The organism is Stenotrophomonas sp. YJH_SMC_36 (genome assembly GCF_059369935.1).
Genome location: NZ_JCAFTD010000003.1, coordinates 171,577 through 192,955 on the forward strand (window position 1 = coordinate 171,577; position 21,379 = coordinate 192,955).

The window sequence follows — 21,379 nt, forward strand, 5'->3', positions numbered from 1 at the left end:
ATCAGGAAAACGAGGGTTGGCAGGCAAGCAGCGCGGCACCGCGCGCGCCACCGGCATCGCCGAAGCGCGGGGGCACGATCGGCGGCACCTGCACGCCGTTGAACAGATGGGCAGCGATTGCCGCCGGCAGCTGCTGGTACAGCGGGGTGTACTGCGAGAGGCCGCCACCGAGCACGATCACATGCGGGTCCAGGGCCAGCACCAGCGCAGCGAGGCTGTGGCCGAGCAGGTCGCGGTGGATGTCCAGCGCGCTGCGTGCACGCGCATCGCCGCCTTCGGCCAGTGCGATCACCGCACTGGCATCGACGGCCGCGCCGCCCAGGTGGCGTTCGATCATCGCCAGGCCGCTGCCGGATACATAGCGCTCAACGCAGCCCTGCAGGCCGCACGCGCAGTCGATCAACGGCAGGCCGTGACGCTGCAGCAGGTGGCCCGGCACGCTCCAGTGGCCCCACTCCCCGGCCAGGCCGTTGAAGCCGGACAGCAGGCGGCCCTGCAGGCAGAAGCCGCCACCGGCGCCGGTGCCGAGGATCGCGCCGAACATGCTGGGGTAGCCGTCGGCTGCGCCGCCATGGGCTTCGGACAAGGCGAAGCACTGCAGGTCGTTGCCGAAATGGAGCGGACGCTGCAGGCGTGCCTGCAGGTCGGCCGCCACACTGTGGCCGGTCAGCGCCGGCACGTTGGCACTCAGCTGGCGGCCCGTGCGGCGGTCACGCACGCCGGGCAGCGCGATGCCGATGGCCGCATCGTTGCGGCCCAGTGCGGCGTCGGCGTCGGCGACCAGCGCCACCACCGACCGCAGAAAGCCATCGTAGTCACCCTGCGGAGTGGCCACCCGGCGGCGCCAGGTGACCTGCATCGCCGCATCGCACGCCACCAGCTCGATCTTGGTGCCGCCGATATCGATGCCGTAGCAGGCATGGGCGATCAACTCAGCCATGGTGGATGGTGACACCCTTGACCACGCGGTTCACCGTGCCGTCGGGGAACGGATTGTCCGGGGTCAGCCCCAGCGCGGCCGATCGCTGCAGTGCGAACAGCTGGCCGAAGGCCAGCCACACCGGCGCCAGCCAGGGATCATCCAGAACCGGCTCCAGGACGGGTACGGCGAGGGTGTAGTCATCGTCGGCACCGATGTCCGAATGCGGGCCGATGGCCAGCACCTGGCCTGCCACACCGTCGCGGCGCAGCTCGTCCAGCAGATCCTGCTCGTAGCGGCGTGCAAGCGGCTGCACGCTGCGCAGCACGATCACCAGGGTGCTGCCATCCAGCGTGGATTTCGGGCCGTGGCGGAAACCGAGCGGCGTGTTGGCCAGCGCCAGCACGCGGCCGGCGGTCAGCTCCAGCACCTTCAGCGCGCACTCGCGCGCCAGCGCTTCCAGCGGACCGCTGCCCAGGTAGATGACGCGGTTGAAGGGGCGCTGTGCCAGCGCGGCCACCGGTGCATCCCACTGCGCCTGGCCTTCGCGGGCCAGCGCAGCGAGCTGCGTCAGGCGCGCCACCCGCGTCTGCCACGGTGAACGGTCGAACACGGTCAGCGCGGCCAGCAGCATGCAGGTCAGGCTGCTGGTCATCGCAAAGGCACGGTCGCAGCTGGCCGACGGCATCAACAGGGTGCAGGTATCGGCACGGCCGGCACCGCGCCGGGCCAGTTCGCCATCAGCGTTGCAGGTGATGTCGAGGAAGCGTGCGTCATCCACGTCGCTGCGCACACGGTCCACCGCTGCCACGCTTTCCGGGCTGGAGCCACTGCGGCCGAACGAAACCAGCAGGGTGGGGCGGTCGCGTTGCAGATACAGCGCCGGATGGGTCAGCAGGCTGGTGGTATGCACCACACGGACGTCAGCGGCCCACTGCGCGTTGATCGCATCGGCCACCATCTCGGCGATGAAGCCGGAACTACCGGCGCCAGTGAACAACACGCGCTGATCGGGATTGTCGAGGCGGTCGCCCAGGAAGGCCTGCAGGCGTTCGCGGGCCTGCAGCAGATCCTGTGCAAGCGCGTCCCACAGTGCTGGCTGCTGGGCGATTTCAGTAGCGGTATCGGCTCCGCCCCGGCGCTGCCAGGCGGACACATCGGAAAGCAGGGTGACGTCCATTCGGAGGTTCCAGTTGGGCCATCGCACGATCTGTGTTTTCTTTCGAAATGTCAAATACCGAAAGCAAAAAGAAAGATAAAGAGCGCTTGGCGTTTCTGACAGACCGCAATCGTCCCAAACGAAAGGAATCGAAAAATGCCGTATCGCACCAAGCTTAACAGGGGAGTGCAAGCGATTACACAAAGTACTGCGCCGCATCACCTTTCGTTTCAGTCGAACTTATCTTACTTTTTGCTTTCCATTTGTTGACATCTTTCGAATCCCTGCCCTAGAGTCGGCCCAACCGCTTTCGAAACGCCCGGTGAACGGGTTGGGAGTCCGCGTGGAAATCTGCATTCGTCGCTCGCCGCTGATGCTGGCCCTGTTGCCGGTGCTGCTGCTGGCGTCCATGTCGGCCCACGCCGAACCCATCGGCAACCTGCGCTCGGTCACCGCCAGCAAGGCGGGCACGCCCGCCTGGGACCTGCAGACCGACACCGGCGCGCGTGTGCGCATCGAACTGCCGGCTGCCGACATTGTCCGTGTACAGGCGGGGCGCAAGGGGGTACTGACCGGAGCCGGCGACAAGGCCGCGCCGATCGTGCTGCCCCAGCCCAGTGCCGACGTGCAGGCACAGCTGGAAGAAGATGCGCAGGAGATCCGTCTGCGCACCGGCGCACTCGTGCTGCACGTACAGCGCCAGCCGCTGCGCCTGCGGTTGGAGCGTCTGGACAATGGCCAGCCCACTGCGTTGTGGCAGGAGCTGCAGCCGCTGGACCTGGATGCTGCACAGAGCGTGCAGGTACTCTCGTCGCAGCCCGACGAAGGATTCTTCGGCGGCGGCCAGCAGAATGGCCGTTACCAGTTCAAGGGACGCGAGCTTGAGGTGTCCTACTCCGGCGGCTGGGAAGAGGGTGATCGACCGAGCCCGGCGCCGATGCTGCTGAGCAGCCGCGGCTGGGGCATGCTGCGCAATACGTGGAGCGACGGCAGCTACGACCTGCGCCAGCCCGATCAGTCCACCCTGCTGCATCGCGAAGATCGTTTCGACGCCTACTACTTCGTCGGTGCCGATCTGCCGGCATTGATCGAGCGCTACACGCAGCTGACCGGCCGCCCCAACATGGTCGCGCGCTGGGCGCTGTCCTATGGCGATGCCGATTGCTACAACGACGGCGACAACGCGAAGAAGCCGGGCACCGTGCCCGAAGGCTGGAGCGATGGCCCGACCGGCACCACGCCTGACGTGGTCGACAGCGTGGCCAAGCAGTACCGGGCACACGACATGCCCGGTGGCTGGATCCTGCCCAACGACGGCTATGGCTGCGGCTACAAGCAGTTGCCCGAGACGGTGAAGGGTCTGGCCGGATACGGCTTCCGCACCGGCCTGTGGACGGAGAACGGTGTCGACAAGATCGCCTGGGAAGTCGGCAAGGCCGGCAGCCGTGTACAGAAGCTGGATGTGGCCTGGACCGGCAAGGGCTATCAGTTCGCGATGGACGCCAACCGCCAGGCGTTCAATGGCATCGTCGACAATTCCGATTCGCGTCCCTTCCTGTGGACGGTGATGGGCTGGGCCGGCATCCAGCGCTACGCGGTTGCCTGGACCGGTGACCAGAGCAGCAGTTGGGATTACATCCGCTGGCACGTGCCGACCCTGGTCGGCTCGGGATTGTCCGGCATGGCCTATGCCAGTGGCGATGTCGATGCGATCTTCGGCGGCAGCGCCGAGACCTACACCCGCGACCTGCAGTGGAAGGCCTTCACTCCGGTACTGATGGGCATGAGTGGCTGGTCGTCGAACGCGCGCAAGCACCCGTGGTGGTACGACGAACCCTACCGCAGCATCAACCGCGACTATCTGAAACTGAAGATGCGGCTGACGCCGTACATGTACGGGCTGGTGCACGACGCCGCGCAGACCGGCGCGCCGCCGGTGCGTGGGTTGATGTGGGATTACCCGCGCGATCCGCATGCGCAGGACGAAACCTACAAGTATCAGTTCCTGCTGGGCCGCGATCTGCTGATCGCACCGGTCTACCGCAGCCAGGCGGCCAGCCGCGGCTGGCGGCGTGACATCCATCTGCCGGCCGGTGGATGGATCGACTACTGGGATGGCCGCCGCGTGCAGGCCGGCGCCGAGGGCCGTCAGCTCGACCGCCAGGTCGACCTTGCCACGCTGCCGGTGTTCGTGCGCGCCGGGGCCATCCTGCCGATGTATCCGTCGATGCTGTTCGATGGCGAGAAGCCACTGGACGAGGTCACCTTCGATCTCTATCCGCAGGGCGATTCGCAGTACACCCTGTACGAAGACGACGGCAACACCCGCCGCTACCAGCAGGGCGAATCGAGCACGCAGCAGATCCGCGTGCAGGCGCCGGCACAGGGCAGTGGCCCGGTCCAGGTGCAGATCGCGGCCGTGCAGGGCACCTACCAGGGCCAGCTGGCGCAGCGTCGCTACGGCCTGCGCGTGTTGAGCCGGCAGGCCCCGCGCGCAGTGCAGGCCGGCGCCCGTGTGCTGCCCGCGCTGGCCGACGCGGCAGCCTTCAACGGTGCCGACGAAGGCTGGTATTTCGATGCCCGTGAGCGTGGCGGCACCGTCCATGTGCGTACCGCCACGCAGGATATCCGCCAGCCGCTGCAGGTGCAGCTGGACTTCGCCGTGACCGCCGCCGCTGCGGACGATGCTTATCCGGCCGCGCCGGTGCTCGGCCGCGAGCTGCCGGCCGACAGCCTGCTGGTGGTCAACCGCCCGGCGGAAGAGCCTGGCCATCCGCTGGAGAACGCGTTCGACGATGACCCGGCCACCTGGTTCCGCAGCGTGCGCAACCAGGCCGTGCGCACCGGCGCCCACGAATGGGTGGTCGGCTTCGGTGAGCGCCGGATGATCGACGGCATCGAGTTGGCGCCACGCAACGACAAGAACTGGAAGCATGGCCAGGTCCGCGACTACGAGGTGTACCTGGGCGACAGCAATGGCGAATGGGGCGAGCCGATCGCCCGGGGCCGGCTGCAGTTGAAGGAAGGGATGCAGCGCATCGACTTCCCCGCACACGCCGGTCGCCTGCTGCGTTTCCGGGTGCTGAGCGTGCAGAACCCCGAAGGTGACGGCGCCAGCAGCACCGACCCGATGGTCACTGCGGCACAGGGCAGCGCCCGCGCGTTCGACGCGTTGCAGCCACGCGATGTCGGCCCGATCGCGCTGTCCACCTTCCACATCCTCGAGCACCAGGAACCGGAGCGACCGGCCCGGCAGCGCTATCTCTCCGAGCTGCCGGTGCCGGCCGCGCTGGCCAGCCAGGTGCGCGCCGACCAGGCGTTCCGTGGCGAGGCCGGCATGCGCATGAACGGCCTGCAGTTCCGCCGTGGCCTGGGAGTGGGCGCGAACAGCCGCATCGACCTGCGTCTGCAGGGCGGCTGGCGCCTGCTGCGTGCGGATCTGGGCATTGATGATGCCTGCCGCAGCGCAGGCGGCCTGCAGTTCCAGGTCTGGGGCGACAACCGCCTGCTCTACGACAGCGGCCTGGTGAAGGCGCCCGGCGTGGTCAAGCCGGAGCTGGACATCCGTGGCCTTACCACCCTGAGCCTGCGCACGCTGGGTGCGCAGGGCAGTCAACCCGCCCAGGTCTGTGCCAACTGGGCCAACGCCGTGCTGATCGGCCAGGAGGGCGACTCCGCCAGCATCGTCGCCCCATGACCCCTTCGTAACACCGCTCCTCCCCCGCCCATACCGACTGCGGCCTGCTGGCCGTGGCCCGGGAGCGTTTTGCCCGCTGATCCACATTCGCGCCGCACCCCTGCCAGGAGAGAACCCCGATGTTGCCCGCACGCTACCGCCGCCCCCCCTGTCGCACGATCGCTCCGCTGACGCTGGCCATTGCCGGCGCGCTGCTGTCGGTCGCCCTGCCTGCCGCTGCGCAGGACAGCAAGGACAACGCCACCGACCTGGCCCGCATCGAGGTCACCGGCTCCAACATCCGCCGTACCGATGTGGAAACCGCCTCGCCGGTCCAGGTCATCAGCAAGCAGGACATCCAGAACATGGGTGCGCGTACGCTGCTGCAGGTGCTCGACAACCTGCCGGCTGCCCGCCCGGCGCAGCAGGATTCGCGCTCGCTGTTCACCGGCTCCGACGGTGCCTCGCAGGCCAATCTGCGTGGGTTGGGCGCACAGGGCACGCTGGTGCTGCTGAACGGTCGTCGCCTGTCGTACTACGGCGCGCCCGCCGGCTTCCAGACCCAGTTCGTCAACATCGATGCGATCCCGGCTGCCGCCATCGAACGCATGGAAGTGCTCACCGATGGTGCTTCGGCGGTGTACGGCACCGACGCCGTGGCCGGTGTGATCAACGTGATCACCAAACGCAACTTCCAGGGCGCGGAGATCAACTTCACCAACGATACGTCATCGCGCATCGACTCCTACGGTGAGCGCCAGGCCAGCATCACCGCCGGCTTCGGCGACCTGGCCGAGAACCGCTTCAACATCTACGGTGCGGTCAACATGTACCGCCGTGACGCGATCCCGTTGCGTGATTTCTACGACAAGCGTCCCGAGCAGTACTACGTCAACAATCCCAATTACCTGACGAACCTGCGCCTGGGCGTGGGCAGCAAGCCGGGTGAGTTCAACCCGGGCAGTTACTTCGCCTTCGATCCGGTCACCGGCCGCCGCGTGCAGGAGGCCGCACCCGGGTGCAAGAACGTGCTGCAGGGCGAGGCCGCCGGTCCGCGTTGTGTCTGGGAGACCTGGATGAACAACGAGATCGACGCCGGCGCCAAGTCCGAGCGCAACACCGCCTACCTCAATGGCACCTTCCTGGTGGGCGACTCGACCGAAATCTTCGCCGAGGCGACCTACACCGACATCGATCTGCGTGCCAATGGCGGTACACCCCGCAGCTATGGCACCACCACCGGTAATCCGACCAGCTGGTTCTCCCGCGATACCGGCACTACGGTCAACCAGTTCCTGTATCCCTACCTGGGGCCGAACAACGAGTACAACCACGCCAGCCCTGAACTGAAGGCGATGATGGGCGGCGTAGTCGGCCTGCAGTACCTGCTGCAGGATGCCGGCGCCAACTACTTCGGCCAGCGCAACACCGACAAGAGCTACCGCGTGCTGACCGGTGCACGTGGCAACATGGGTGACTGGAACTGGGAAACTGCTTTCGCCACCGCCGGCACGCACTCCACCACCTACCAGACCATCAACGTCAACCTGAAGGGCTTCGAGAAGGCCTTCGGCCCCTACTCGGTGGATCCGGGTACCGGGCGGGTGATCATTTCCGACCATCCGGCATACAAGTTCGGTGAGATCAGCGAAGCCAACGCAGCGCTGATCCGCGAGGCGTTCCCGACCTTCGACATCCAGTCCTGGACGCGCCTGCACACCCTGGACGGCAAGATCGAAGGCCCGCTGTTCCAGCTGCCGGCCGGTGAGATGCGCGCCGCGTTCGGCTTCAATGCCAGCCGCGAAACCTTCTACACGCCGGGCAATGCCGACGCAGCCGCCGGCCTGATCACCCAGCAGGGCGGCTCGTGGTTCGACGGTGCGCGCAACACCTATGCACTGTTCGCCGAAACGGTGGCGCCGATCACCGACAAGCTGGAACTGGATGCCGCGGTCCGCGTGGACAAATACCCGAACTTCAGCGCCAACGTCGCACCGAAGATCGGCTTCAAGTACCAGGCATTCGATCAACTGATGCTGCGCGGCACCTATTCGACCGGCTTCCGTGCGCCGAGCCTGGCCGAGTCCGGCAGCGGTGGCGTGTTCGCCCAGCTCGGTGGCTACCGCGATGAGGTGCGCTGCGCCGAGACCAACGCGATCGCCGACCTGTTGCGGCAGTCGCAGCGCGCCGGTGACGTGGACCTGGGCAAGAGCCTGGCCAACGTCGATTGCAGCCGCACCGTGGCCCGCATGACCCAGCCCAACCAGGACCTGAAGCCGGAGAAGGCCAAGATCGCCACCCTGGGCTTCGTCTACGAGCCGGCCAGCTGGCTGTCGGTGTCGGCCGACTACTGGTTCATCTACCGCAACAACGAGATCGTCGCCCCGGATTTCAGCCGTGATACCGACATCATCTCCTCCACCCGTTCGCCGATCACTGATGCCGATCGCGCAAACCTGGCCCAGCTGGCGGCGATGTGCGCCGACCCGGCCAGCGGTGTGAGCTGCCCCTCGGTCCTGCCCGGCTACAGCGTGGGCAACGTGGCCAGCGTGGTCGGCCAGTACAAGAACCGCGGCAAGACCCTGGTCGACGGCTTCGACGTGGACGCACGCAGCCGCTTCTCGCTGGGCGAGTGGGGCGGGCTGAACGTGGGCCTGGCCGCCACCATCGCCAATCGCAACCGCTACTACATGGATGAGGAAAGCGGCTGGTACTACGGCGACGTGGTGGGCTACTACAACAACCCGCGCCTGCGCGCCACGCTCAACGCCGACTGGACCTACAAGCAGGTGACCACCAGCATGTTCGTCAACTATGTGGGCGGTACCAAGTGGGCCCGTGACCGCGTGGATGAAGTGGATAACAACAAGGAGACCTGCACCGCCGGCTACCTGGCGCTGCAGGCCAGCAAGTGCGACGGCGCGCCGTCCTGGTGGACCGCCAACCTGAGCGTCACCTGGCGCCCCGATGACGCCTGGAACCTGAGCTTCACCGTCAAGAACCTGTTCGACCGGCTGCCGTTCTACGATCCGAACAGCTTCCTGGGTGACTCCAGCGACTACGCGACGATCTTCGGCCGTGGTTACAGTGTGACCGTCGGTTATCGATTCAAGTAAGCAGGTTCGAGTGATCCAGCGCGCCGGTTGCGGCCGGCGCGCTTCCAAGAGGAGAGATGTTTGCCATGAAACGCAGGGAGTTCATCGCGGCCAGTGCCGCCGTCGCCGCCAGCAGCCTGTTGCCACAGACCCCGGCCTGGGCGCGCGGGCGCACGCTCCGCCTGGCCATGATCGGTACCGGCATGCGCGGCCAGGTGCTGTTGAAGGAGCTGGTGCGCCGCGACGATGTCGAGGTCATTGCACTGTGCGACATCGAGCCGATCATGCTGGGTCGTGCCGTGGACATGGTGACCAAGGCCGGCAAGCCTGCGCCGAAAACCTATGGCCAGGATCGCGACAGCAACGCCTGGAAGCGCCTTCTGGAACAGAAGGGCATCGATGGCGTGATCATCGCTACGCCGTGGGAATACCACGCGCCGATGGCGATCGCCGCCATGCAGGCGGGCGTGGCCGTAGGCTGCGAGGTGGTGGCCGGCATCACCCTGCAGGACCACTGGGATGTGCTGAAGACCCAGCTCACGACCGGCACGCCGTACATGCTGCTGGAGAACGTCTGCTACCGCCGCGATGTGATGGCCGCCCTGCAGATGGTGCGACAGGGCCTGTTCGGCGAGCTGGTGCATCTGCAGGCCGGCTACCAGCACGACCTGCGCGGGGTGAAGTTCAACTCCGGTGATCCCAGCCAGCCTTACGACAGCGGCGTGGAGTTCGGTCCCAAAGGCTGGAGCGAGGCACGTTGGCGCACCGAGCATTCGGTGGAGCGCAACGGCGAGCTCTACCCCAGCCACAGCATCGGCCCGTGCGCGATGTACACCGGCATCAACCGCGGCAACCGCTTCACCCATATCAACGCTTTCGCGACCAAGGCACGCGGCCTGCACGAGTACACCGTGGCCAAGAGCGGTGGCACCACCCACCCCAGCACCCAAGTGAAGTTCAAGCTGGGTGACATCGTGACCACCACGCTTGCCTGCGAGAACGGTGAGACCATCCTGCTGCAGCACGACACCTCGCTGCCTCGACCGTACTCGATGGGCTTCCGCGTGCAGGGCACCAAGGGTCTGTGGATGGACGTCAACCACTCGATCCACATTGAAGGCCGCAGCCCGCCGCACCAGTGGGAAGAGTTCAAGACCTACCAGGATCAGTACGAGCACCCGCTGTGGAAGCAGCATGCCGACACCGCGGCCAGCGCCGGTCACGGCGGCATGGACTGGTTCGTCATCCATGCGTTCGTCGAGGCACTGAAGGCCAAGGCGCCGATGCCGATCGACATCTACGATGCGGTGACCTGGAGCGCGATCACCCCGCTGTCCGAGCAGTCCATTGCCAATGGCTTCCAGACGCTGGAGTTCCCTGACTTCACCGCTGGCGCGTGGAAGCAGCGCCAGCCGATCTTCGCCTTCGACGGCACGTACTGATCCGTACACCCACGGTAGCGCCGGGCCATGCCCGGCGTTGCTGTGTGGACCGGTGTGCTCGCCCCTGTGGCGCTGGGCCTGCGCTCGGCGGCTGCCGGCTTCCAGTTCTTAGCGTGGAAGATCAGCGGCCTGCTGATTCCGGGGCCGTGCCGGTGGGCCAACAATCGATGGCCTGAGCAGGGAAAGATGGCGCGCCCGGAGGGATTCGAACCCCCGACCAATGGCTTCGGAAGCCACTACTCTATCCGGCTGAGCTACGGGCGCGTTGGCCGCATAGTGTATGCCTACTTTTGCGTTTTCGGAAGTCCAGCAAAGCAGGGGCCGACCCGCCAGGGCTGCGAGGGCGGCACTACCCGGCTTCCCTTGCCCGCAAACGCTGCCTGCTCTTCTCAAGCGCCGACTCGAAGCGCTTCACGCTTCCGCCCAGGAAGAAGAAGTGGTCGGACTGCTTCGCGATGATTGCCTGATAGGCGTTCCTCAGTTCCGGGTCGTTCGACAGGTAGTTCGCCAACAGAGGAAGGCCAGGCAGCGATTCGCTCGGAAGCTGCGGGCCTGCGACCTTCGCTATGGGCCCGCCAGTGCCATCGCGGAGATCGAGAAGGAGCGTACGGGTCAGGCGCGAGAGCGGCGCGACCTGTTCACTGTTCCCCGCGACCTGCTGCATGGCTGCGAGCGGGATGGCCGCAAAGAGATGGTAATGGGTTGCGCGCTTGCCCCGGGCAACCTCGGCAGGGAGCAGGCCCTGCTGGGTCACCTGTGCAAGCCCACGTGAGAGCACCCGCTGGCCGGCTTCTTCAATGGATCGATCCTTCAGCACGGCCGCTGAAAGTACAAGGGAGAGACCGCTCCAGTAATAGTGGTTATCGACTGGCTGGGATTGAAAGAATGCGTTTGATGCATCCGCCGCTTGTTTGATCCACGCCCTGGTCGGTGAATCGAGGACACCCTCCAGCTGTGCTTCATCAAGGCCCAGCAGGTTGGCCAGCACGGCGACCATCAGCCAGTCACGGAAGTATCTGTCTTCCCGGCTGCGCGGTTCTCCCAGATAGTCTGTGCGAGCCATTTCATGGACCAGGTTTGCGATGCACTCTCCGACCTGGGCACGACCCGCAGACTCAGCCTCCGCATACTGGGCCGCCAATCGGTTCAGCGCCACCACGGGCCCGCCGATTCGCGTACGGACCGGCTTCTGCTCCGCCACCGCTTTGGGGTTCATCGTGGAGAACGTCGCGTCAACCGACGGGCCGTAGTAGCGCGAGATGATTCCCATCTCCGGGGACATCTGGGGCATCTTCGGACACGCGGATCCTGCGGCATGTCCCTCGCCCACGCTGGCGAGCAGCAGCAGTGCAAACAGCATTGAACAGAGCCGGGTCCAGAGGGTGTTCGACCTGCGTGCCTTGGCAAGGGCAGGAATGTTGGCGGAAATCATCATCGACGTAACCTCATTCTGAGTTTCTCCAGCAGAGCGCGCATTCCGGCCAGGTCATCACGGTTGATGATCAGGAAGCGGTGAATGGGAACGGAGAAAGCGACCCGGTATACGAGAAGGAAGGAGAGCGTTAGTACAACGTTCGAGATCAACATGGAAATCGCCGCACCGTTCAGGCCATAGGCCTCCGTCAGCGGCTTGGCGGTAACGATGTTGAGCATAACTCCCGGAAGCATCAGCAGGAAAACACGGAATGGGGACAGAACCACCGAGAGACTGGGGAACAGGATGGTCCAGGGTGCACCACTGAGCGTTGCAGCGACCAGGAGCACGAACAGCCAGCCATCTGCGGAGAACTGTGAACCCAGCAGCAGCGGGACCGACACATCCGCCGTTGCGATCATGGCCACGGATACTACGGTGAACAGCAGCATGGAGGTGCGAAGCATGGCTGCGCTGCTGTCGACGGCCTCCTTGGTGCTGGATGAGCGGACGCTGTATGAGAATGCCACTACCGCAATGGCCATGCCCACTTCGGTGATGATCTCGGTCAACCGCTGCAGGGCGAAGAACGTACCTGCATCATCACTTGCGGAGGTGTGGCTGACAACCAGGAACGAGACCCGCTTGGCCGCGTTCATCAGCAGCACTGAGAGCATGAACAGGAAGCCCCGGCTGACCAGTTTCCAAGCCAGCGCGGTCGCAGTGCTCTTGCCGGATGGAACGCGGATTGCTGGCAGCTGCTTTGCGAAGAGATAGAGTGCAGCGGCAACCTGGGATATTGCCAGGGCCCATACTGCGCCAAGGAGCGTGAATGCACCGGGGATGACGAGGAGCAGGACAGTGCCGATCAGCAACGCTATTCTGGATGCCAGCTCCGACCGATTGAACAACTTGATGTCGCCGGTTCCGAGGGGGGTTCCCTGCATCATGCGCAAATAGAGCATGGCCGCCAGAAGGATCGAGAACGGAGCGGCAAGTTGGGCCGGGGCCATCCCCAGATCGGATGCGCGCAGGGTCAGATACGCCGCCGGTACACCCAGCACTGAAAGGACCAGCCACAGGAAGAATCCGCTGCGGGTATAGTCGTGCGTGAGCGCAGGTTCCTTGCCGATGAACACGGCAAGAGAATTGCGGGTGCCCAGGTCGAGAATGGTCGAGTATATGAGCGTCGTCGAGAAAATGAATCCGTAGGCAGCCATCTCCGCCAGGGAGAGCTGCCTGGCGACGATCAGAAAAACCAGAAGATTGACCGATTTCGCTCCAAAACGCGTGACGATCGTCGCAAGTGTATCGAGCGCTCGCTTAGCCATGAGCGCGGGTAATCTGTCGGGTGTCGGCAATCAGGACCTGTCGGAATCCGTCCACGATCCCGTTGAAGGCAATGCGGGTGCCATCGCTGGACCACACCGGATGCGGATCTATACGCCGAGGACCGTTGAGGTTCTTGGTATGAATCCAGCAGAGCGCCTGTTCCTTGTTTGTTTCAAGGTCAATGAGGCGCAGCGGTATATCGTTCTGGGAGTTTCTGAATCCCTCCGACACGTAAGAGTCGGTCACCAGGAACCGCCCGGAAGGGTCCAGGCTTGGGTGCCCGCTGCCCTTGTGGCCCGGTGCGACGGTTTCCAGGCAGGTGCCATCGGCCTTGAAGCGCACGAACGCCATCGGCTTACCTTTCGGGCGAAGGTTCATCAGGATGTGCTCGCCGTCCGGAGTCCAGTTGGGGTGATGGCCCCCGACCCGCCATAGCGCATCCGGCATGGCGAGCTTGATGTTGGAGCCATCCAGATTCATGGTCACCAGCTGAACCGGCGTTCCGCCGCGGAGGCGTACGCCGGTGCAGAAGAGCACGGCAAAGAGTTTCGTGTTGGTGGGATTGACCTTGACGTTAAACACATAGTACGTGCTGCCTGCCAGCTCTGATTGATCCGGCAGGCATTCAACGATGTCCCTCAAGCTCACCAGAAGCTTCCGTTCCCCGGTCACAAGGTCGGTCCGCCAGATGCCTTCCGTCGAACTCAGGGGCGTTGTCTGCCGCTTCTTTCCGGTCAGCGGATCGGCTACGCCATAGCCAGGGATGATCGCGTTCACATATTCGATGTCGGGAGCATAGGAGTACCGTCGGTCTGGGGAGAGACCATAGACGGGTCCATCCAGAGGGACGACCTTCCGTTGGGCGCGTTCGATGCGCACGCCCGTGGCCCGTCCTTCGACGACGTCGTTGCAGTACAGGATGTCATCGCTGCTGCCCCACTGCACGTTCGCGCCGAGCTGCGCCCCCCAGCCCAAGGTCTCGTGCACGACCTCGCACCCGCCTTCGACCAGGTCAATCACGCAAACACGTGCCTTATCGCCCGGAATGGGGATGCGCTCGATGAACGGAACCTGTGTGACGGCAAGGAAGCGGCCGCTCGGAGAGAACGGGTCAACGTCAAAGAAGGTGGTCATGTAGTGACCGGAGCCAGGACTAACCGTCGACACCGGTACCGCACTCTCCTGCGGTCGGTAGGGCCTGGAAGGGCTGTCGACCCTGAGGGGGGCCTTGCTCCAGTCACGCATCGGGCCGCGGGCGTGCGCGAGAGCCTGTCGCGCCAACTCCGGCGCTTCCTTCAGCCTTCGCTTGAGGTACTTCAGGTTGTTAATGAAGATCTGAGTGTTCATCGAATGAGGTCCAGGCCGGTCCGCGCCTATCAATTGCCACGAAGATAGAAGCGCCAGGCTTCCTGCATGAATGAGAGTGGGAAGATGACCGCATCCTTGGCGTAGCGCCGGAAAAGCCGGCGCGGATCCGATGCCAGCCGGTAAAGCCATTCCAGGCCCGACTTCGACATCCATGCTGGCGCCCGTTTCACATTGCCCGCCATGAAGTCGACCGTAGCGCCGGCGCAGATTGCCATGCCCGGGCGCAGCAGGCTGGCATGCCGATGGATCCACTTCTCCTGCTTTGGTGAACCAAGGCCAAGCACGACGAAGTTGGCGCCGGACTCATTGATCATGGCGACGATCCGATCAGATTGCACAGCATCCTTCTCGAATCCAAACGGAGGGCTGTACGCACCTACCACGCTCAAGGTCGGGTAGTTGTGGCGGATATGCTCGGCGGCCCGCTGGGGTACATCGTTCATACCGCCCAGAATGAAAACGGACAGCGGCAGTGCCGCGCTATCTGCGTGGGCCAGGACTGCAGGAACCAGATCGCTGCCGGCGACCCGCTCGGGAACAGGATGGCGGAGCAGACGGCTGGCCATCACCACCGGCCAACCGTCAGCGAGCACGTGGGCTGCTCCTTCGTAGGCGTCGCCGAACTCGTGGTCGGTCCGCAGGATCACGACATGGTCGATGTTCGGGGTTACGACGTACTTCATTTCATCTGTTGACAGGCATTCGGACGCGATCGTCGAAGCCGCCTGCTCCAGGGTCATGAGGTCTATCGGGATGTTGAACACGCGCCGCGGCTTCATTTGGGTATTCACTTCAGAACTGATCTCTCGCGCGAATTGATGGCCATCGAGATCATCAGCGTGACAAGGCAATACAGCGTGACCGGCTTGGACGCGTAGTTGGCGCCGGTAAGACTGCCCAGGACCATGGTGACGACCATGAAGAAAGTGTAGGAGTAGGGACGTACCGGATCCCGGCGACCCGAGACAACCAGATGGCTCAGCGCCAGGAGGATCACGAGTGCCATGCCGATGTATCCGGTTTCAAAGAACGCCTGCAGAAAGCTGTTGTGGGGGTGCGGCGGTCGATAGAAGCCAGGCCACATGTAGTCAAAGGCTGCGTTGTCGAACGAGCCGAAGCCGTAACCCTTCCACGGGGATAGGAGCGCTTCGTTGATGCTCTTCATCCAGATCGTCGTGCGTCCGGTCAGGCTGGTGTCAACGCCGGCATCAGCCAGTGTGGATTCGATGTTCGCCTGGAACGTGAGTGCCAGCGCGATGGCGCCCAGCGCCGTTGCGGTCACCAGCCAGCGCATCGGCTTGCGCATGGAGAAGGACACAGTCAGCAGCAGTGACGCAACGACGAATACGGAATACAGGCGGGCGTACGCGAGGTAGAAGACGCCGAGCATCAGTGGTGCTGCGAGGAACAGCAACCAGCGCTGCGGGAGAACCTTGCGCATATCGCCGTTCAGCCAGGCCAGTACGGCCAGTCCCAGCGCACACCCCATGAACAGGCCCAGGCGGAGTTGGTGCTCGAAAACTCCGCGGAGCTCTGGCCGCTCGCCTGACGTGAATGGCTGGAAGGCGAGGCTACGATCGACGGGGATTATCAGCAGCGATAGAACGGCTGTGATCGAACCGAGCATAACCACGTGACGGACAACGAGTTCAACTGGCGCCGCAGCGATGATGCTAGTCGTGAGGAAGATGATCGAAAGCAGCGTGAGCTGGAAGATCGTATCGGTAGCCGAGGGCGACCATGCAGCACTTGCGGCAACGAGTATGAGATAGACAAGGAGCAGCCGGTTGGATGATCTGATGGACGGACTGGGGATGCGCCAGCCGTTGGCCAGTGCCGTTGCGAAGATCGACAGCCCCATCAGAACAATCATCGCCAGGTTGCCGGTTTTGATGCCCTCGAAACGCGGAAGGTTCAGGTCAAGACACAACGCGCCCAGGACGAAAAAGAACACCGAGATGTTGGGGACCCGTATGTCTGCGGTCGCCCGGAATTGATGCTGAGCGCTATTCATGCGTGCAGTGCGGTTCCGTGGGAAGCCGTCGGCCGGCTCACCCGTTCCAGAAGAAGACGATCAAAGTAGGAATCAAGTCGTTCGCGTTCCGCAAGGCCCTGTGCCCAGGAAAGATCATGCGCGGACTCGATCGTGCCCCCCTGCATGTCGACCACATTGGTTGAAAGGCCAAGGTCGGCAAACAGCGCGCTCACCTTGCCGTGGTTCCCGCCGGGTAGTACCGCGACCGGGCGGGCTCCGGCATTCGCGGCGAGAAGCAGGACGTGCAAGCGATTGGAATAGACACGCTCCGTCATGGAATACCAGTGACAGGCTGTCTCCAGGCTGGAATCGGTTTCGATCAGCGAAATACGCTCTTCGCCGAAGCGCTTGCACAGCCGGGAATGGAGCTCCCGCATGCCGCGCGAGTCACGCCCGACCTGTGAGATCACCGCATGGTGACTGTCCGAGGCGCCTTCGGCGATGATGCGTTCTGCCCACTCCGCAAGCCGTGCAGTGGAAAGGCCGCGATCAGTGCGAAAGCTGAAGGCGCTGGCGATCTGCTTCGAGGTCGCCTCCGTCGCTGGCTGCTGGTAAAGATTGAATGAGAGGTCGGGAACAACGTCGTCAGCTGGAATTCCGATTCGCTCAAGGTAGCGTGCGCTGACCTCATCCCGAACCACGAACGCATGGCAGATCCTGCGCCTCATGCGTGTCACCAGCCGCTCACGCCACGTCATCGGCTCGAACGAGACGCCAACCAGACATACGCGCACGCCAAGACAGCGCAGGGCCAACAGTATGCAGTTGTAGACCAGAGAGGATACGAACGCCCTCGTGTTGTCGCCAACGCCGCCGCCAAGGCCGCCGGGGTTGAGGAAAAAGTAGCACCGATTTCCTGCGATCGCCTGCTTCGCCATGTCCAGCAGCATCCTGCCACGACCAGAAGTGATCAGCCGTGTATTGGAAAGCTGCTCGACGCCCATGGTTGCGTGGAAGCTCTTCGGTGAACGTGTGAGGTCGATCGTCAAGGGCACCCGTGCAGCGACCAGCGCAGCCAGTTCCTTGTTGATCAAGGCATCTCCGAGGTTGTCGAACTGCGTCTTGACGCTCATGAATCCCAAGGTTCTGGGCATCATCGCTGCTCCGCCGGGGATGTCGCCTGCTCAGTCAGGGCATGGATGTACGCATAGTTGTGTGCGTGGCGAGCACCATCGCCGCGCGCGGCGACGGCCAGGGCAGTTTTCTTGAACAGCCACTCCGGGGCTACGGTCCTGTAGATACTCTTGAGTACGGTTTTCGGATGGACCGCGCCGCAGTTGCGGAGAATGATGGAAAGAGCACGTATCTTGCTCCGCTTGGCAACTTCGTGGGACAGCGCATAGAGCACGAAGCCTGAGCGGGCCCTGGGAGTCAGCGGGCACATTGGAGAGCCAAGCCAGGCTCGGATGTTCTCTTCGGCGCTCGAACTGGAGATCCGGGCATCTGCCTGGTCATCGAAGAGCACGGCGAGCGGGCGGTCGATGAACAGCAATGTGCCGGACGCGCGACGCGCGCGAATGAAGAAATCCGGATCCTGCACCTTGCGCAGTGCATCATTCCACTTCGTCGCCAGCGCCACATCGCGTCGCACGACGATGCTGGAGGACTGGATGCGCTCATCGTGAACGAAGTAAAACTCGCTGATCTCTTCGTCATCGCCGGGAGCGCGGCTCGGTCGCAGCTGCATGCGGTCATCGCCACGATATACCAGCAGCCGTGAGGCGATGACGCCGGGCTGGCTGACCGCTATTTGATCTGCGATCGTCTGCAGCTTGTCGGGAAGGAAGATGTCATCGCTGTCCAGATATGCGATGTAACTGCCTTGAGCGAGAGAGCCTCCAAGGTTCCGGGCTGCACATGCTCCCTTCCTGTCGCTGGTCTGCCTGACAAGCTGCAGGCGAACATCGGTGAAGCGCGCTGCCACGGCGGCAATGTCCTCATCGGAATGATCGTCGACGACAATGACCTCGAAGTTGTCGAAGGTCTGATTGCGAAGCGATATCAGAGCACGTGTCAGCAGTTCCGACCGGTTCTTGACCGGAATGACGACCGAGAACAGCGGCGCAGGGGTGTCAGGCTTCATAGGTTTATTTCAGTTGTTACCAGGCAGGTCACGGGTATCGCCTCTTTCAGCATCTTAGAGGACCGTGGTCGATTGGGTCTGCGGCGGGCTCCCCGTGACTGAACGGCTCCGTCATACTTGACCCGCATAGGGGGCCTGAACCTTGGGCGAAGGTTCGATCGATCCGGGGCCCGCCCGATGCAGGGCAGGCGGGTGAGGCTTGTTCTCGGCTGGAATCAGCCCACTGCCAGACTTCAGCGGAGTCGCGGAATGGTTCATGTCTGCATCCTTGCAAGTGTCGAGGGCGATGCCCTTCCAAGGCCCCTTACCAGGGCAACCCAGCATGCTACCCGGAGTTCGTGACCTGATCCAAGGCCTGCGGAGCGCTTGCAGCTGAACAGGAGCCGCTTTCGTCCCTGTCGAGGCACCATGCGGCAGTTTGATGACCGTTTCTGGTATGCTAATCCGCTGTTTGTCAACTTCGCCAATTCAGTTTGTGCGGCAAAAGCTGCACTGGTTTGCGCGATGGCCGGGCGATGGTGCCCGGCGTCTTGACGCCCACAGCCTGTTCTTCGAATTTCACGATGGAAGCGATGAGAAAGCAATCAGAGTCACGAGTGGTCAAGGATGACGAGATCGATCTTCGGGAGATCGTGGGTCTGCTCATCGACCGCAAATGGTGGATTCTGGGGCCTACAGCGCTGTTCCTGGCCATAGGCGTGGCGTGCGCAATGCTTATGGCGCCGGTGTATCAGGCACAGGCGCTGGTGCAGGTCGAGTCAAAGATGCCGACCATTCCCGGACTGTCCGATCTGGCTTCCCTCGGCGGTGGCGGCAGCACTGCGGCGACCACCGAAGTTGCGCTGCTCACCTCCCGGACCGTGATTGGTTCCGCTGTCGATCAGCTGCAGCTGGACATCCAGGTCAAGCCGGTTCGATTCCCGTTGATCGGTGGCTTCATCTCCAGGCGCTTCACCCCGGAGTCGGATGGGCAGGTCGCCTCTCCTTGGCTGGGCATGTCCCGCTACGGATGGGGGGGGGAAAGCCTGGACGTTCATCGCCTGCAGGTTCCCGCTGCTCTTCTGGACACCACGCTGCTTCTGGAGGCTGGGGAGTCGACTGGCAGTTACGCACTGTACGACGAGGACGGCGAGGAACTGCTGAAGGGAGTTGTGGGCAAGCCCGCTTCCGGCAAGGGCATTGAGCTGGAAGTAGCTGCGCTGCATGCCAACCCCGGCATGCGCTTTGAGATCACCAAGCAGCGTAGATTCGATGTCGTCGCCGCATTGCAGGAGGATGTCAGGGCCACTGAGCAGGGCAAGGATTCCGGCATTCTCCAGCTGGTCTATGAGTCCGAAGATCCTCGTGTCGCTGAGAATCTGGTTCAGCAGATCGCCGACGCCTATGTACGTCAGAACGTGGATCGTAGTTCGGCGGAAGCGGCCTCCCAGCTTCAATTCGTGAAAGATCAGCTGCCGACGATCCGCCGCCAGGTGGAGCAGGCGCAGTCGGCGATGAGCGAGTATCAGTCGCGCTCCAATGCGGTCGACATCACCATGCAGACCAAGGGCCTGCTGGAGCAGGAAGTGGCGGTGGAGGCCAGCATCCAGCAGCTTCGTCTGAAGCAGGCCGAGATGGACCGCAGCTTCACGCGCGAGCATCCTGCATATCGCGCGCTGTTGAAGCAGCTTGGAGAACTCGAGGGTCGCAAGTCCGGCTTCCAGCGCCAGGTCGGGCAGTTGCCGGATACGCAGCAGGAGCTGCTGCGGCTTACGCGTGATCTGCAGGTCAGCAACGAGCTTTACACGGCGCTGCTGAACCAAGCGCAGCAGCTGGACGTTGCCCGTGCGGGGGCCGTCGGTAATGTCCGGATCGTGGATCCGGCCGCGGTGGACATCGCTAATCCCGTGAAGCCGCGCAAGGCGCTCATCGTTGCGATCGCCACGCTTCTTGGCGCCTTCCTGGCGACGGCGTTCGTGTTTCTTCAGCGCATGCTGAACCCGGGAATCGAGGATCCCTCCGACATCGAAGCGCTCGGCCTGCCGGTGTACGCAGCCATTCCGCTGAGCGTATCCAGTACGCTGCCGAAGCTTCGCAAGGGCAAGCATGGCACCCGCATGATCGCGGATGGCCGTCAGCACCTGCTTGCGGTGACCGCACCGGCCGACCCCACGGTCGAAGCCCTGCGCAGCCTGCGTACCAGCCTGCACTTTGCAATGCTGGAGGCGAAGAACAACATTCTTGCCATCTCTGGTCCTCGTCCTGGCGTAGGCAAGACCTTTGTGTCAGCCAATCTGGCAGCGGTCATCGCTCAGGCCGGGCAACGCGTGCTCGTGATCGACGCCGACATGCGAAAGGGTACGCTCCACAAGATTCTCGGCGTTTCCCATCAGAAGGGTCTGTCGGACATCCTGGGTGGCAAGCTGGCAGTGGACGAGGCAATTCAGCCAGTTCCGGGCGTGGATTCCATGCACTACATGGTGCGCGGTGATATCCCGCCGAATCCGGCTGAACTGCTTATGCATCCGCGATTCGCGCAGATGCTGAACGATCTGGCGGGCAGGTACGATCTGGTGATCGTCGATACGCCGCCGATTCTCGCCGTAACCGATCCGGCGCTGGTAGCCACCCATGCCGGTTCGAGCCTGCTGGTGACCCGGTTCGGCGTCAACCAGGCGAAGGAGATCGAGCTGACCCTGCAGCGCTTTGAACAGAACGGCGTGCAGATCAAGGGCGCGATCTTCAACGCAGTGGAGAAGCGCGCGACCGGGTACTACAGTTACGGCTATTACGAATACAAGTCGGATGGGAAGGCCTGATCCTTTCCATTCGGGTTGAAGCAAGAAGGCCCGGTACGCGTTGGCGTACCGGGCCTTT

At 63.5% G+C, this 21,379-nt stretch carries 13 protein-coding genes and 1 tRNA gene; 4 read left to right on the forward strand and 10 right to left on the reverse strand.

Annotated elements, in window-relative coordinates:
• Nucleotide 1 precedes the first annotated feature (1 nt).
• Together AC5P76_RS07375 and AC5P76_RS07380 are read right to left on the reverse strand one after the other, a co-directional pair.
• Entirely contained in the window at nucleotides 2-940 is a 939-nt protein-coding gene (locus tag AC5P76_RS07375; RefSeq protein WP_053518015.1) for an ROK family protein, read from the reverse strand.
• Entirely contained in the window at nucleotides 933-2,099 is a 1,167-nt protein-coding gene (locus tag AC5P76_RS07380; RefSeq protein WP_128988378.1) for an SIS domain-containing protein, read from the reverse strand. Before AC5P76_RS07380 ends, AC5P76_RS07375 begins: the two co-directional genes overlap by 8 nt.
• A 322-nt stretch (nucleotides 2,100-2,421) precedes the next feature.
• On the opposite strand from AC5P76_RS07380, the gene AC5P76_RS07385 reads away from it, so the two are divergent.
• The 3 genes from AC5P76_RS07385 (at nucleotide 2,422) to AC5P76_RS07395 (ending at nucleotide 10,291) form a co-directional block, all read left to right on the forward strand.
• Nucleotides 2,422-5,775 (forward strand): TIM-barrel domain-containing protein, encoded by a 3,354-nt coding sequence (locus AC5P76_RS07385; protein WP_111187222.1) that lies wholly within the window; start codon nucleotides 2,422-2,424, stop codon nucleotides 5,773-5,775.
• A 119-nt stretch (nucleotides 5,776-5,894) separates the two neighbouring features.
• Entirely contained in the window at nucleotides 5,895-8,870 is a 2,976-nt protein-coding gene (locus tag AC5P76_RS07390) for a TonB-dependent receptor domain-containing protein (protein ID WP_253119162.1), read from the forward strand.
• 65 nt (nucleotides 8,871-8,935) lie between these two features.
• Entirely contained in the window at nucleotides 8,936-10,291 is a 1,356-nt protein-coding gene (locus AC5P76_RS07395; protein ID WP_253119163.1) for a Gfo/Idh/MocA family protein, read from the forward strand.
• A 187-nt stretch (nucleotides 10,292-10,478) separates the two neighbouring features.
• Here the strand turns inward: AC5P76_RS07395 and AC5P76_RS07400 are convergent.
• From AC5P76_RS07400 to AC5P76_RS07435, 8 genes are all read right to left on the reverse strand, one after another.
• Nucleotides 10,479-10,555, reverse strand: a tRNA-Arg gene (locus tag AC5P76_RS07400).
• A gap of 85 nt (nucleotides 10,556-10,640) precedes the next feature.
• Nucleotides 10,641-11,726 (reverse strand): alginate lyase family protein, encoded by a 1,086-nt coding sequence (locus AC5P76_RS07405; RefSeq protein WP_495222715.1) that lies wholly within the window; start codon nucleotides 11,724-11,726, stop codon nucleotides 10,641-10,643.
• Nucleotides 11,723-13,036 carry an MATE family efflux transporter gene (locus AC5P76_RS07410; protein ID WP_253119167.1) on the reverse strand — a complete coding sequence of 438 codons (1,314 nt, stop codon included), beginning with the start codon at nucleotides 13,034-13,036 and terminating at the stop codon, nucleotides 11,723-11,725. The genes AC5P76_RS07405 and AC5P76_RS07410 overlap by 4 nt, the downstream gene beginning before the upstream one ends.
• Entirely contained in the window at nucleotides 13,029-14,384 is a 1,356-nt protein-coding gene (locus AC5P76_RS07415) for a TolB family protein (protein ID WP_253119169.1), read from the reverse strand. Before AC5P76_RS07415 ends, AC5P76_RS07410 begins: the two co-directional genes overlap by 8 nt.
• 29 nt (nucleotides 14,385-14,413) lie before the next feature.
• Nucleotides 14,414-15,169, reverse strand: a complete 756-nt coding sequence (locus tag AC5P76_RS07420) for a WecB/TagA/CpsF family glycosyltransferase (protein ID WP_253161733.1) — start codon at nucleotides 15,167-15,169, stop codon at nucleotides 14,414-14,416.
• Nucleotides 15,170-15,192: 23 nt separating this feature from the next.
• Nucleotides 15,193-16,419 (reverse strand): O-antigen ligase family protein, encoded by a 1,227-nt coding sequence (locus AC5P76_RS07425; RefSeq protein ID WP_253119173.1) that lies wholly within the window; start codon nucleotides 16,417-16,419, stop codon nucleotides 15,193-15,195.
• The gene (locus AC5P76_RS07430) at nucleotides 16,416-17,513 is read right to left on the reverse strand and encodes a polysaccharide pyruvyl transferase family protein (protein ID WP_253119175.1); all 1,098 of its coding nucleotides are present in this window, start codon (nucleotides 17,511-17,513) and stop codon (nucleotides 16,416-16,418) included. Before AC5P76_RS07430 ends, AC5P76_RS07425 begins: the two co-directional genes overlap by 4 nt.
• Before the next feature lie 20 nt (nucleotides 17,514-17,533).
• Nucleotides 17,534-18,523 carry a glycosyltransferase family 2 protein gene (locus tag AC5P76_RS07435; RefSeq protein ID WP_253119176.1) on the reverse strand — a complete coding sequence of 330 codons (990 nt, stop codon included), beginning with the start codon at nucleotides 18,521-18,523 and terminating at the stop codon, nucleotides 17,534-17,536.
• A 572-nt stretch (nucleotides 18,524-19,095) separates the two neighbouring features.
• Between AC5P76_RS07435 and AC5P76_RS07440 the strand changes: the two genes are divergently transcribed.
• Nucleotides 19,096-21,321 (forward strand): polysaccharide biosynthesis tyrosine autokinase, encoded by a 2,226-nt coding sequence (locus AC5P76_RS07440; protein ID WP_253119202.1) that lies wholly within the window; start codon nucleotides 19,096-19,098, stop codon nucleotides 21,319-21,321.
• Nucleotides 21,322-21,379: the final 58 nt, after the last annotated feature.